Source organism: Cellvibrio sp. KY-YJ-3 (assembly GCF_008806955.1).
Taxonomy (GTDB): Bacteria; Pseudomonadota; Gammaproteobacteria; order Pseudomonadales; family Cellvibrionaceae; genus Cellvibrio.
On sequence record NZ_CP031727.1, the window covers coordinates 2,970,544 to 2,983,446 of the forward strand.

Annotated in this window: 12 protein-coding genes; 8 read left to right on the top strand and 4 right to left on the bottom strand. The window is 48.9% G+C overall.

The annotated features are described in order from the left end of the window. Positions 1-148 precede the first annotated feature (148 nt). From D0B88_RS12530 to D0B88_RS12545, 4 genes are all read left to right on the top strand, one after another. Positions 149-985, top strand: coding sequence for a ParA family protein (locus tag D0B88_RS12530; protein WP_151057557.1), 837 nt, complete (start codon positions 149-151; stop codon positions 983-985). Continuing rightward, positions 982-2,055, top strand: a complete 1,074-nt coding sequence (locus D0B88_RS12535) for a chemotaxis protein CheW (RefSeq protein ID WP_151057559.1) — start codon at positions 982-984, stop codon at positions 2,053-2,055. The genes D0B88_RS12530 and D0B88_RS12535 overlap by 4 nt, the downstream gene beginning before the upstream one ends. 148 nt (positions 2,056-2,203) lie before the next feature. Next, complete coding sequence (locus D0B88_RS12540) at positions 2,204-2,689, top strand: chemotaxis protein CheW (protein WP_007640933.1); 486 nt, start codon at positions 2,204-2,206, stop codon at positions 2,687-2,689. A gap of 55 nt (positions 2,690-2,744) precedes the next feature. Next, a complete protein-coding gene (locus D0B88_RS12545; protein ID WP_007640934.1) occupies positions 2,745-3,128 on the top strand; it encodes a DUF2802 domain-containing protein in 384 nt (127 codons plus the stop codon). 87 nt (positions 3,129-3,215) lie between these two features. Here D0B88_RS12545 and D0B88_RS12550 read toward each other — a convergent pair whose 3' ends face one another. The 4 genes from D0B88_RS12550 to D0B88_RS12565 form a co-directional block, all read right to left on the bottom strand. After that, on the bottom strand, positions 3,216-3,968 hold the full coding sequence (locus D0B88_RS12550) for a YciK family oxidoreductase (RefSeq protein WP_151057561.1): 753 nt from the start codon (positions 3,966-3,968) through the stop codon (positions 3,216-3,218). 48 nt (positions 3,969-4,016) lie between these two features. Next, positions 4,017-4,685, bottom strand: a complete 669-nt coding sequence (locus tag D0B88_RS12555) for an HAD family hydrolase (RefSeq protein ID WP_007640940.1) — start codon at positions 4,683-4,685, stop codon at positions 4,017-4,019. After that, entirely contained in the window at positions 4,685-5,389 is a 705-nt protein-coding gene (ubiG, locus tag D0B88_RS12560) for a bifunctional 2-polyprenyl-6-hydroxyphenol methylase/3-demethylubiquinol 3-O-methyltransferase UbiG (protein ID WP_151057563.1), read from the bottom strand. The genes D0B88_RS12555 and ubiG overlap by 1 nt, the downstream gene beginning before the upstream one ends. Before the next feature lie 63 nt (positions 5,390-5,452). Further along, complete coding sequence (locus tag D0B88_RS12565) at positions 5,453-6,790, bottom strand: TRZ/ATZ family hydrolase (RefSeq protein ID WP_151057565.1); 1,338 nt, start codon at positions 6,788-6,790, stop codon at positions 5,453-5,455. Positions 6,791-7,147: 357 nt separating this feature from the next. Between D0B88_RS12565 and gyrA the strand changes: the two genes are divergently transcribed. From gyrA to cysD, 4 genes are all read left to right on the top strand, one after another. After that, complete coding sequence (gene gyrA, locus D0B88_RS12570) at positions 7,148-9,802, top strand: DNA gyrase subunit A (protein ID WP_151057567.1); 2,655 nt, start codon at positions 7,148-7,150, stop codon at positions 9,800-9,802. A 15-nt stretch (positions 9,803-9,817) separates the two neighbouring features. After that, the gene (gene pheA, locus D0B88_RS12575) at positions 9,818-10,927 is read left to right on the top strand and encodes a prephenate dehydratase (protein ID WP_151057569.1); all 1,110 of its coding nucleotides are present in this window, start codon (positions 9,818-9,820) and stop codon (positions 10,925-10,927) included. Positions 10,928-10,933: 6 nt separating this feature from the next. Beyond that, entirely contained in the window at positions 10,934-11,848 is a 915-nt protein-coding gene (locus D0B88_RS12580; RefSeq protein ID WP_151057571.1) for a prephenate dehydrogenase/arogenate dehydrogenase family protein, read from the top strand. A gap of 138 nt (positions 11,849-11,986) precedes the next feature. Then, positions 11,987-12,895, top strand: a complete 909-nt coding sequence (cysD, locus tag D0B88_RS12585; protein WP_007640954.1) for a sulfate adenylyltransferase subunit CysD — start codon at positions 11,987-11,989, stop codon at positions 12,893-12,895. Positions 12,896-12,903 lie beyond the last annotated feature (8 nt).

Sequence of the window (12,903 nt, forward strand, 5' to 3'; positions counted from 1 at the left end):
ATGATTGGCATAAGTGTTGATAAAGGCGACAATGTTCTTTCTGAATTTGTGACTGTAGTCGAGAAACTTATCGCGATGGGCACAAACTTTGCTTTTGTCGCTGTATTAGACGATGTGACTGGCGTTTGACGCTGGCGAGGGTTGAATTGTGCGAGTTATAGCAATAGCGAACCAGAAAGGTGGTGTGGGCAAAACCACCACAACGGTATCCCTTGGTGGGCTTATTGCGGCCACTGGGAAGCGGGTGCTATTGCTGGATATAGATCCCCACGGCTCACTCTCTAGTTATTTCCGTCAGGATCCTGACACCCAGGTGCTAAGTAGCTATACCCTGTTTCAGGAGCGCAAAAGCTTAACCCGTGAATCGGTTAACCGTTTGATTCTGCCAACGGATTACCCCAACGTGAATTTGATCCCCTCGACCACCGCGCTGGCGACACTGGAGCGGCAGGCGATTGGTCAGGATGGCATGGGGCTGGTACTGAGCCGGGCACTTGCATTAATCGCTGATGATTACGATTACGTACTGATAGACACACCGCCCTTGCTGGGCGTGTTGATGGTGAATGCGCTTGCTGCTTGCCAATATTTGGTCATTCCGGTGCAAACCGAATTTCTTGCGCTCAAAGGCTTGGAGCGTATGGTGAATACACTGAGCATGATGTCACGCTCGCGCAAAAAAGCATTGGATTACACCATAGTGCCAGTAATGTTTGATCGCCGTACTCAGGCCTCGGTGACCAGTTTGCGCACTATTCGCAATACTTATCCCGCTCAGGCTTGGCCTGGGCATGTGCCGGTTGATACCCGTTTTCGGGATGCCAGCAAAGCCGGTGTCCCACCGCATTTGTTTGACCCAACAAGCCGTGGCGTGGAAGCTTACACTGCGCTTTGGCATTGGCTCGATAAAAAAATACGTGCCGATGAAGCGCAGGCTCAGTCAGCACCTATGGCAGTTATCAATAAGGCTGGTGTGGTGTCGTGAGCAATCGCAAAACGCCTGAGGGCGATATAGAGTCACCTGATGTGAGTTTGGGTCATTACTTTGATGACCTGCTTGGCATTGGTGATGCTATTGATGACGCATTTGCTGCGCTTGAATCCCGACCCATGTCTGTTGCCGCCAATTCCGGCTTGGCGCGTGTCGTCAGCTTACCGACTAAAAAGCACCACCCTGAAAAGTCTAAAAAAGTATCGGCTAACCTGCATACCAAACCCCGTTCATTAACCAAAACCGATAGCAAGCCCGCTGAGCTTGCCAGCCCCGAATTGTTGCAAACGCCGGAGCAAAAACGACAGCTGGAGAAGTTGTTGCAGTCGGCCAGTGCGCAATTATTGATTGAATCCCCGGTAGTTGAGGTTGTAGCGGTTGATGTGGCCGCAGAGCAGGTTGCCCAGCCTAAAACCCGGTTTGTCACCGATACTGATGAAATTCAAGAGTGGGATATTGGTACTCCAGCAGAAATCGTTGCGACCCCGCTTGTGGTATCACCTGTCGAAGTTCAGTCGACTGATGTTGAGGTGGTTGACGCGGAAGCCCAGTCCAGTCAATTCAAAATGGAAGGTCTGGATTGGTTGGAAAATGGTCGTCCGCAATGGGCGCAATCGCGTTTTGATGTGCTGCTGTTCAAAGTGGCCGGATTAACCCTGGCAGTGCCCTTAATTTCCCTGGGGCAGATTCAACCGCTAACGGATGAACTCACTCCTTTGTTCGGTCAGGCAGATTGGTTTATGGGGTTGCAACCCACACCCGCAGGTAAGATTCGCACGGTGAATACCGCGAAGTTTGTGATGCCAGAGCGATACGATGAGTCCTTTTTACAGACGGCCAAATATGTGATGTCAATTAACGGTGTGCCTTGGGGGTTGGCGGTGGATTCAGTAAATCAGCCCATCACCTTGCAACCGGACGATGTAAAGTGGCGTGGTGACAGAGGCAAGCGGCCTTGGCTGGCCGGCACAGTCAAGGATCATATGTGCGCACTTCTGGATATCCCGCGTATTGGTCAAATGTTGGTTGATGCCGATAAGAATTTTGTTCCGGCTCGCGCCTGATACCTACAGATTATTGATTGGAATCGGCTAGAACGTGCTTTTGTGGTTGCGACAAACAAAAGTGGCACAGGAAAAGTCATCGACTATAGTTATAGCGACATTTACACGATTTACTGCCTGACACTGGCAGCTCAGAGGAAAATTTAAGATGGCAACTGATGCAGCAAAAAATAAAAGCACTGATGATCCCGTATTGCAGTGGGTAACTTTTCGTCTGGACGGTGAAACCTACGGCATTAATGTAATGCAGGTACAGGAAGTGCTGCGCTATTCGGAGATCGCCCCGGTTCCCGGTGCACCTTCTTACGTACTGGGAATTATCAACCTGCGCGGCAATGTGGTAACAGTTATCGACACTCGTCATCGCTTTAATTTGTCCAGCGGCGAGATTACCGATAATACCCGTATAGTAATTATCGAGACCGACCGCCATGTAATTGGTATTTTGGTTGATAGCGTTGCCGAAGTGGTTTATTTGCGCCAATCGGAAATTGAAATGGCACCTAATGTTGGCAATGAAGAGAGCGCAAAGTTCATTCAGGGTGTGTGCCACAAAAACAACGAGCTATTGATTTTGATTGATTTGAATAAGCTGCTAACCAGTGAGGAATGGTCAGAACTCGAAGATGTTTGAGTGATTGATCAACTAAGGTGTTGCAAGTGATGGAATCGAGCGCAGAGAAATAGTCATGACGGTTTTGGAAATAGGTTTATCGGCGTCTGCGCTTGTCAGCGTGATTGCATTGCTGGTTGCATTAATCAGCTTGAAGCAGGTGCGCCGCCAGGCGGATGCCAATGAAAAACTGATTCAAAAATTAATGCGTGAGGTGGCTGCATCCAGCAGTGGTTCTGTAGGTATGGGGCAGCGGCTTCTGGCGATGGAAAAACGGTTGCAGTCTGAAGCTAAAAAGCCTGAAAAAATTGATTATTACAACGATGATGAATTCCAACCTTATTCACAAGCCGCACAAATGTTCAAAATGGGAATGGATTGTGATGAGGTGGCGCGACGTTGTGGTTTATCGCGCGCTGAAGCATCGCTGCTGGAAATGATGCAAAAATCGAGTCGGTAAAACACAGTTAGTGTGAAAAATGAAAAAAGGCGATCAGATGATCGCCTTTTTTTGTTGCCGAAGCTCCTCCCGTTATGCTTTACCCTATCAGAGTTGATATTGAAACGAGTTGCCGCTAACGCCAACTGAGTCGTCGCTTAGCAAATAAACATAGGCAGGCATAAGTGCTTCGGGGGTTTTTACTGTTTCCGGATTTTCGGCGGGATAAGCGGATGCGCGCATATCAGTGCGGGTTGCGCCAGGGTTAATACTATTGGTACGAATGCGTGTAGCACCTTCCAATTCATCGTGCAGTGTTTGCATCAGGTTTTCTGCTGCGGCTTTTGAGGCTGCGTAAGCGCCCCAAAATGCACGACCTTTAAATGCCACACTGGAGCTGGTAAATAAGATGCTCGCGTTTTCTGCCCGTTCCAATAAGGGTAATAGCGCCTGCGTCATTGCAAATGGTGCATTCACATTTACTTGCATGCAGCGCTGCCAAGCACTAACGGAATAGTTGCTGATGGGTGTGCGTTCACCTAAGTCGGCCGCGTTGTGTAATAAACCATCCAAACGTCCAAAGGTGTCTTCCAGCGCGTTACACATATCGTCGTAATCTTTCTCTACGGCGCTTTCAAGGTTAATTGGGTAAATGGCTGGCTGCGGGTGACCGGCTGCTTCAATTTCGTCATAAACTGCTTCTAGCTTACTCATAGTTCTGCCGCACAGCACAACGGTGGCACCACAAGCGGCAAAGGTTTTTGCGGCGCATTTTCCTATACCGGCACCTGCGCCAGTAACCAAAATAATTTTTCCCTGCAGAGCATTGGGTTTGATGGTGTAATCAGATGGGATTTGCATAAAAAATTTCTTCGCTAGTAAGCAAAACAAGTCCGTATCGACGGCTGTTTACAAGTACTTTTCAATAATAGGCCAAATTTCATCGGCGTGGTTTACGCAGTAGTCGGCGTTCCAGTTGGCAGGGCTATCCCCTTCATCCAAATAACCATAAGCCGCTGCGATAGTGATGCTCCCTGCGCCTTTACCGCAATCAATATCGCGCTTGTGATCACCGATATAAATAATTTCTTGCGGGCTGCAACCCAGTTGCTTGCTGGCAAGAAATAGCGATTCAGGGTCAGGTTTACTTCGTGCGACATGGTCGGGGCAGATGACACTAACAGGAGCGGGCTGTATATCCAATGCCGTCATTAAGGGCAGGGTATAAGCAGCCGGTTTGTTAGTGGCGATTCCCCACGCGATATGTTTATCCGCGAGCTTGTCCAGTAGTGATGAGATGCCAGGGAAAGGTTTGGTGTACACCGCAATATGCGCAAGATAAAGCTGCAGTAAACGCTGACGCAAATGTTCAAATTGCGGATCGCTTTCTTCTATATCAAAGGCCAATTTGATCAATGCTTTGGATCCGTTGGATACCCCGGCGCGAATAGTTTCCGGCGCTAATTCTTGACGGCCCTCTTCAAGGAGTAACTGGTTGACGACAACAATAAAATCCGGCGCTGTATCCAGCAGTGTGCCATCCAAATCAAACATCACCGCGCGAATTTTTTGACTCATTATTCGCTCACCTTTTTGGCATGCATTAAATAATTCACGCCGACGTCGTTCGGGTTGAGTTTGTAATGTTTGGTGATGGGGTTGTAGGTCATTCCGGTCATGGATTGCAATTCAAGTCCTGCTGCGCGCAACCATTGGGCAAGCTCGGAAGGGCGAATAAATTTGCTGTATTCATGAGTGCCTTTGGGCAGTAGTTTTAAAATATATTCAGCACCGACAATTGCAAAAGCATAGGATTTTGGATTGCGATTGATGGTTGAGAAATAAACATCACCACCTGCCTTAACGAGCTGCGCGCAAGCGCGCACAACCGACGCGGGATCAGGTACATGCTCTAACATTTCCATGCAGGTAACTACATCAAATGCGCCGGGCATTTGTGTGGCTTTATCTTCAGCAGTAATTTGTTCGTAAGTTAGTTCCACGCCGCTTTCCAATGCGTGCAACCGCGCAACCGCGAGTGGTGCTTCGCCCATATCGATACCTGTTACCTGCGCGCCTCGTTGGGCAAGTGATTCAGCCAAAATGCCGCCGCCGCAACCCACATCAATCACTGTGCGCTGTGCGACAGGCGAGCGCTCATCAATAAAGTTGGCGCGCAGCGGGTTTATATCGTGCAGCGGCTTGAACTCGCTGTTTTTATCCCACCAGCGGCTGGCAAGTGCTTCAAATTTCGCAATTTCAGCAGTATCGACGTTGGCCATAATCTATTCCGTCTGTTTAGTAGTGATAAGAAAGGGGGCGTATGTTTGGCAATAAGTGTTTGCTTAGTGCGAGGTGATTTGTTTGCGCCACCAATTGGCTTTTCCCAGAATTTCGCGCTCGTTTAGTGTTTGCAAAAGGCGATTGGCTAGCAGGCTTTTACCTTCCACCCATACGTGTGTGACAGCTTGCCCTGCATGGGTATAGACCAATTGTGATGCCGGGTTGTAAATAGGTTGCATGCCCAGATCGCCCAAGTCGACTGCGGTTATATCTGCGGCTTTTCCAACCTCAATACTGCCGATAACGTCTTCCATACCCAGCGCCTTGGCGCCGTTTAAGGTTGCCATGCGCAGTGCGGTATGAGCGTCCAGGGCGGCGGCATTACCAGAAACCGCTTTTGCCAATAGTGCTGCGGTTTTTAACTCGCTAAACAGGTTTAGGTCATTGTTACTGGCCGCGCCATCGGTGCCCAGTGCCACATTAATACTGGCGTTAAGGAGTTTATCAACCGGACAAAAACCACTGGCCAGTTTTAAGTTGGATTCAGGGCAGTGGATCACATGGGCGCCACTGTTTTGCAGCAATTTGATGTCGCTTTCATCAATTTGGGTCATGTGCACACATTGTGTGAGTGGCGATAGCAATCCCAAATCCATCAGGCGCTGGCTTGGGCGGCGTCCATATTGCGCTATTGAGTCATTTACTTCCTGCTCTGTTTCATGCAGGTGGATATGGATTGGCATGTCCATTTCCTGTGCAAGTACAGCGATTTTTTGCAGAGGGGCATCTGATACTGTGTAGGGTGCGTGAGGGCCAAAAGCAATATTGATCAGGTGATTGCCGCGAAAGTTGTCATGCAGGCTCAACCCTTTATTGAGGTAGTCATCCGGCCCCATGCCCCACGCGGTAGGGAAATCCAACACGGGAAAGGCGAGTTGGCAGCGTACTTGGGCATCCAGGCAGGCTTGTGCGGCCTGTTCAGGGTAAAAATACATATCCGCAAAACAGGTGGTCCCGCTTTTTATCATCTCTGCTAAGGCAAGCTCAGTACCGTCGCGCACAAAATCTTCGCTGACCCAGCGGCTTTCTGCCGGCCAGATATGGTCGTTCAGCCAGGTATGGAGTGGTTGGTCATCGGCATAGCCACGCAGCAGGCTCATGGCTGCATGCCCATGTGCGTTTACCAGGCCGGGAATCAATACATGGCTGCCAAGGTGCACCGTTTCTTTAGCGCTATAGCGACGATCAGCTTCTTCATGAGGGACAATGGCGATGATTTGGCCCTTATCAATTGCAATAGCGCAGTTCTCCAAAACCCGGTTGGCCGGTACCACGGGGATAATCCAGCGAGCTTTGATAATCAGATCGATGTTGTTGAGATTCACGGCAGAGGTCGACATAAAGAGTGTTTGGCTAGGTAATTACGACAAAAAAGGGGGCTCAGTATACTGCAAAGGCCGGTTGCATCTATGGCTCATTTAGCTGATCGCCTGCGCGCTGGCTGATTTGGATGCAACAGAGAAAAACTCGTGGAATTTCATAGGGAAAGGAAATGGCCAGAGTGCCTATCTGTTGGATTTTATGCTACTATCGCGCCCCTGAAACAAGCGTTAGGCGCATTTTTAGCCAGCCCGCTAGTAGGGTAGCTGTTTTTGCTTTTAACCGATTTAGCGCCGTAATAGAACCCATACGTCGAATTACCCGCTACCAGCAATCACCATAACCAAAGCTTTAATAAAAAGGAAAGCTGTCATCCCATGGTCGAATTCGCCAAAGAAATATCACCAGTAAGTATCGAAGACGAACTCAAACAGTCCTACCTTGATTACGCCATGAGTGTAATCGTGGGCCGCGCTTTGCCCGATGTGCGCGATGGTTTGAAGCCCGTGCATCGCCGCGTGCTGTTTGCGATGAGCGAACTTAACAATGATTGGAATAAGCCTTACAAAAAATCTGCCCGTGTGGTGGGTGACGTAATCGGTAAATATCACCCGCACGGTGATACCGCTGTATACGACACCATCGTCCGTATGGCTCAGCCTTTTTCTTTGCGTTACATGCTGGTTGATGGTCAGGGCAACTTCGGCTCGGTCGATGGCGACCGCGCAGCGGCCATGCGTTACACCGAAATCCGTATGGCAAAAATCGCCCATGATCTGCTGGCGGATCTGGACAAGGAAACCGTCGATTTTGTGCCTAACTACGACGGCACCGAGCAAATTCCGGCAGTAATGCCAACCCGTATTCCCAACCTGTTGGTTAATGGCTCCTCCGGTATCGCCGTAGGTATGGCGACCAATATCCCGCCGCACAATTTAAAAGAAGTTGTACAGGGCTGCCTCGAACTGATCAATAACCCGGATATTACTATCGATGAACTGATGGAATTTATCCCTGGGCCAGACTTCCCCACCGGCGCCATCATCAATGGCCGTGCAGGAATTGTGCAGGCTTATCGCACTGGCCGCGGCAGTATTATCGTGCGCGCCAAAGCAGAAATTGAGCGCGATGAAAAAACCGGCCGCGAAACCATCTTGATTCACGAAATTCCCTACCAATTAAACAAGGCGCGCTTGATTGAGCGTATCGCCGAGTTGGTAAAAGAAAAGAAAATCGAAGGCATCAGCGAGCTGCGCGATGAGTCTGACAAAGATGGCATGCGCATCGTTATCGAAGTGAAAAAGAGCGAAGCCGCTGACGTATTGCTCAATAATCTTTACTCGCAAACCCAATTGCAAACCACCTTCGGCGTCAACATTGTTGCGTTGGATGATGGCCAGCCAAAAATTCTCAACCTCAAACAATTGCTTGAAGCCTTTGTTAAGCATCGCCGTGAAGTGGTGACTCGCCGCACCGTATATTTGTTGCGCAAAGCGCGTGAGCGCGGCCATATCCTGGAAGGTTTGGCGGTTGCCATTTCCAATATTGATGAAGTTATTGCGCTGATTAAAAACTCGGCGTCGCCCGCCGAAGCAAAAGATAGTTTGATGGGGCGTGGCTGGAATGCCGCTGAGATGGCGCCTTACCTTGAGCGCGCCGGTGAAGACGCTTGCCGCCCGGAAGATTTGGGTCCCGAGTTCGGAATGCGCGATGGCCATTATTATTTGTCGGCTGCGCAAGCACAGGCCATTCTTGAGTTGCGCCTGCATCGTCTGACCGGTATGGAGCACGACAAGCTGCTCGCCGAATACGACGAAAAATTAATCCAGATAGCCGAGTTCCTCGAAATTCTAGGCAATGCCCTGCGCTTGATGGAAGTTATCCGTGAAGAATTAACGCAAGTTATTAATGACTATGGTGATAAGCGTCGTACCGAAATTGTTGCATCAACGCTCGATTTAACCACTGAAGATCTGATCAATGTGGAAGATCGCGTTGTGACAATTTCTCACGGTGGTTACGCGAAGAGCCAACCGCTTGATGATTACCAAGCGCAGCGCCGCGGCGGTATGGGTAAATCTGCAACTGCGGTAAAAGATGAAGATTATGTGCAGCACTTATTGATCGCCAGCACTCACGATACCGTGCTGTTGTTTACTAACGCCGGTAAAGTGTATTGGCTGAAGGTTTATATGATTCCTGTCGCTGGTCGCCAGTCACGTGGCCGTCCAGTTATCAACTTGTTGCCATCATTGGAAGAGGGCGAGCGCATTACCTCGATCTTGCCGGTGAAATCTTACGATGACGACAAGTTTATTTTCATGACCACGGCTAATGGTACCGTGAAGAAAACCGCGCTCACTCAATTCTCGCGTCAACGCAGCGTCGGTTTACGCGCGATTGAATTGGATGAAGGCGATACCTTGGTTGGCACTGCTATCACCAACGGTTCATGCGATGTAATCCTGTTCTCAAGCTCTGGTAAAGCGGCGCGCTTCCGCGAATCGCAAGTGCGTGCAATGGGCCGCACCTCCCGCGGCGTGCGTGGTATTCGTTTGGCCGAAGGTCAGCGCGTAGTTGGTATGGTTATCCCGATGGAAAACGGCCAGGTACTGACAGTCAGTGAAAACGGTTATGGCAAACGCACTGAAGTGGGCGAATTCCCGGCCAAAGGTCGCGGCTCGCAAGGTGTTATCGGTATGCAAACTACTGAGCGTAACGGCCAGTTGGTTGGTGCAGTGCAGGTGTTTGATGGCGAGGAAATTATGTTGATTTCTGACCAGGGTACCATGGTTCGCACCCGTGTTGATGAAGTCTCTGTGCTGAGCCGTAATACCCAAGGTGTGCGCCTGATTAAATTGAAAGAAGGCGAGCGCATGCAAGGCTTGGAGCGCATCGAAGAAAGTGCTGATGAAAATGCCAAGCGCGAGCTTGCCCGTGCAGAAGGTGACGATACCGAAGTATTGGCTGATGACGGCGTTGCTGATGAGGTGATTGATGACACCTCCACCGATGAATCAGCTGATGAATAATTGGCGAATTTAACTATGTCAATCGAACAAACCGAAGCTGAAAAATTATCCGCGTTGCGCATCAAGATTGATGCCATCGATGAAGAAATAGGTCGCCTTATTTCTGCGCGCGCAGAGTGCGCGCAGGAAGTTGCTGATGTTAAAAAGGCCAGTCTTCCTGCAGATGCGGATATTCTTTTTTATCGCCCGGAGCGTGAAGCACAGGTGTTACGCAAGGCAATGGAGCGCAATAACGGGCCGCTAAGTAATGAAGAAATGGCTCGTTTGTTCCGTGAAATTATGTCTGCCTGTTTGGCACTGGAAAACCCAATCAAAGTTGCATATTTGGGGCCTGAGGGCACATTCACCCAGCAGGCAGCGTTAAAACATTTTGGCCATTCAGCAGTGGCGATGCCTTTTTCCGCGATTGATGAAGTATTTCGTGAAGTGGAAGCAGGTGCAGTCAACTATGGTGTTGTGCCTGTAGAAAATTCGACCGAAGGCGTAGTTAATCACACCCTTGATAATTTTATGGGTTCTAACCTGAAAATTTGTGGTGAGGTAGAGTTGCGTATTCATCACAACTTAATGGTGTCTGACGTTACCAATACCAATAGTATTTCCAGGATCTATTCCCATTCACAATCATTAGCGCAATGCCGCAAGTGGTTGGATGCACACTATCCAAAAGCGGAACGTATTGCCGTTAATAGTAATGCCGAGGCCGCAAAACGCCTGAAGGGTGAATGGAACGCTGCTGCTATTGCTGGCTCTATGGCGGCTGAGTTATATGGCCTGAAAATGATTGCGGAAAAAATTGAGGATCAGCCCGATAACTCGACGCGTTTCCTTATTATCGGCAAGCAATCTGTACCGCAGAGTGGTGTAGATAAAACCTCCATAGTGGTTGCTATGCGCAATGAGCCTGGCGCACTGCATAACTTGTTGGAGCCATTTCACCGTCACAACATCGATCTGACTCGCGTAGAGACCCGGCCATCGCGTACTGGCGCATGGACTTATGTCTTTTTTATTGATTTTGTAGGTCATGTTGATGAGCCGCTTATTAGCGATGTGATGAAAGACGTTGCCAGCCGCTGCGCTGATTTGAAGTTGCTTGGCTCATATCCTAAAGCGGTTTTGTAATTCGTTATGTCACAGCCTCTGATCAATAAATTTGTTGTTGTTGGTATCGGTTTAATTGGCGGTAGCCTTGCGGCCGGTTTAAAGCAACGCGGTGCTTGTACAGAAGTTATTGGTATAGCTCGCAAGGCTGACACTTGTAGTCAAGCAGTTGCATGCGGCGTTGTTGATCGAGCCTATATGTCATTGGGTGATATAGCCGGTGAGTTGGGGGCAGGCGATATTATTTTTATCTCGGTACCTACTTTATCCGTTACTACAGTATTGCAAGAGATCAAGGAATTTATATCACCTGAGGTAACCATTACCGATGGTGCCAGTGTCAAAGGAAGCGTCCAGCGCGCAGCTGAGCAAGTCTTTGGCGTTTTGCCTTCCCAGTTTGTTCTGGGGCATCCCATTGCTGGCTCTGAAAAAAGTGGTGTTACCGCCGCAAACCCTAATCTTTATGAGAATCACCGAGTTATTCTCACGCCGTTTGCAAATACCAATGCTCAGGATTTGGCCTTGGTATCTGCTATGTGGCAAGCCGTGGGGGCAGAAGTATTAACCATGTCGGTGGAAGAGCATGATGAGGTTTTGGGCGCGACTAGTCATCTCCCTCATGTAATCGCTTACTCATTGGTTGACACCTTGGCACAGGATATTCATAACCCCAATATCTTTCGTTATGCCGCAGGCGGTTTTCGCGACTTCACCCGGATTGCCTCCAGTGATCCGGTTATGTGGCACGATATTATGCGCGCGAATAAAACGGCGATTTTGCAATCAATGGATTTGTTTATCGACAACCTCTCTCGGTTGCGCAGTAGTATTGAGCATGAGGATAGTGATTATTTACTGAAAGTATTTAGTCGCGCCAAAGAGGCTCGTGATGAATTTACTTTGATGCTTGCTCAGCGTCAGGCGCCAACTAAAAAGGACTAGTTTGCTGCTCCCAAACTATCAGGAATAACCTTAGAAACAATTAGTCATTAAATCTTGCGTTTCGGCTCTATATAATCGCTGCTGTTTTTCAAACACTCGTTTGATTGCCAACGCTGAACTCACTCTGGTAACTATTGAATGTCAAACTACAACTTGACTCACCTCAAGCAGCTTGAAGCTGAAAGTATTCATATCATCCGCGAAGTGGCTGCTGAATTTGATAAGCCGGTTATGCTGTATTCCGTGGGTAAAGATTCCGCGGTGATGATGCACCTAACGATGAAGGCATTCTTCCCTGGCAAGCCTCCATTCCCCATGCTACATGTGGATACCACTTGGAAATTCCGCGAAATGATTGAGTTTCGCGATCAGCGTATCAAGGAGTTGGGCTGGGACTTGATTGTCCACATCAATCAAGAAGGTGTTGATATGGGAGTTGGCCCCTTTACTCACGGTAGCGCCAAGCATACTGATGTGATGAAAACCCAAGGCTTAAAACAAGCGCTAAACAAATACGGTTTTGACGCCGCTTTTGGTGGTGCCCGGCGCGATGAAGAAAAGTCCCGTGCTAAAGAGCGCGTGTATTCGTTCCGCGATAAAAATCATCGCTGGGATCCCAAAAATCAGCGCCCAGAGTTGTGGAATATTTATAACGGCCGTGTAGATAAAGGTGAAAGTATCCGTGTGTTCCCTTTATCAAATTGGACTGAATTGGATATTTGGCAATACATTCATTTGGAGAATATCCCGATTGTGCCTTTGTACTTTGCCGCAAAGCGCCCAGTAGTTGAGCGCGATGGTACATTGATCATGGTTGATGACGACCGTATGCCGATTGGCCCGGATGATAAGGTTGAGGAAAAGATGGTACGTTTCCGCACATTGGGTTGCTACCCCTTAACAGGTGCTGTTGAGTCAGAGGCAACCACCTTGCCGGAAATTATTCAAGAGATGCTGTTAACAACAACCTCTGAGCGTCAGGGGCGAGTAATTGATCACGATAGTTCGGGGTCGATGGAAAAGAAAAAGCAGGAAGGTTATTTTTAATCTGCGTG

Excerpts from the sequence above, each read along its gene's own strand:
- D0B88_RS12540 (WP_007640933.1), top strand. The coding sequence starts at position 2,204 with ATGGCAACTGATGCAGCAAAAAATAAAAGCACTGATGATCCCGTATTG.
- D0B88_RS12545 (WP_007640934.1), top strand. The coding sequence starts at position 2,745 with ATGACGGTTTTGGAAATAGGTTTATCGGCGTCTGCGCTTGTCAGCGTG.
- D0B88_RS12550 (WP_151057561.1), bottom strand. The coding sequence starts at position 3,968 with ATGCAAATCCCATCTGATTACACCATCAAACCCAATGCTCTGCAGGGA.
- D0B88_RS12555 (WP_007640940.1), bottom strand. The coding sequence starts at position 4,685 with ATGAGTCAAAAAATTCGCGCGGTGATGTTTGATTTGGATGGCACACTG.
- ubiG (WP_151057563.1), bottom strand. The coding sequence starts at position 5,389 with ATGGCCAACGTCGATACTGCTGAAATTGCGAAATTTGAAGCACTTGCC.
- D0B88_RS12565 (WP_151057565.1), bottom strand. The coding sequence starts at position 6,790 with ATGTCGACCTCTGCCGTGAATCTCAACAACATCGATCTGATTATCAAA.
- gyrA (WP_151057567.1), top strand. The coding sequence starts at position 7,148 with ATGGTCGAATTCGCCAAAGAAATATCACCAGTAAGTATCGAAGACGAA.
- pheA (WP_151057569.1), top strand. The coding sequence starts at position 9,818 with ATGTCAATCGAACAAACCGAAGCTGAAAAATTATCCGCGTTGCGCATC.
- D0B88_RS12580 (WP_151057571.1), top strand. The coding sequence starts at position 10,934 with ATGTCACAGCCTCTGATCAATAAATTTGTTGTTGTTGGTATCGGTTTA.
- cysD (WP_007640954.1), top strand. The coding sequence starts at position 11,987 with ATGTCAAACTACAACTTGACTCACCTCAAGCAGCTTGAAGCTGAAAGT.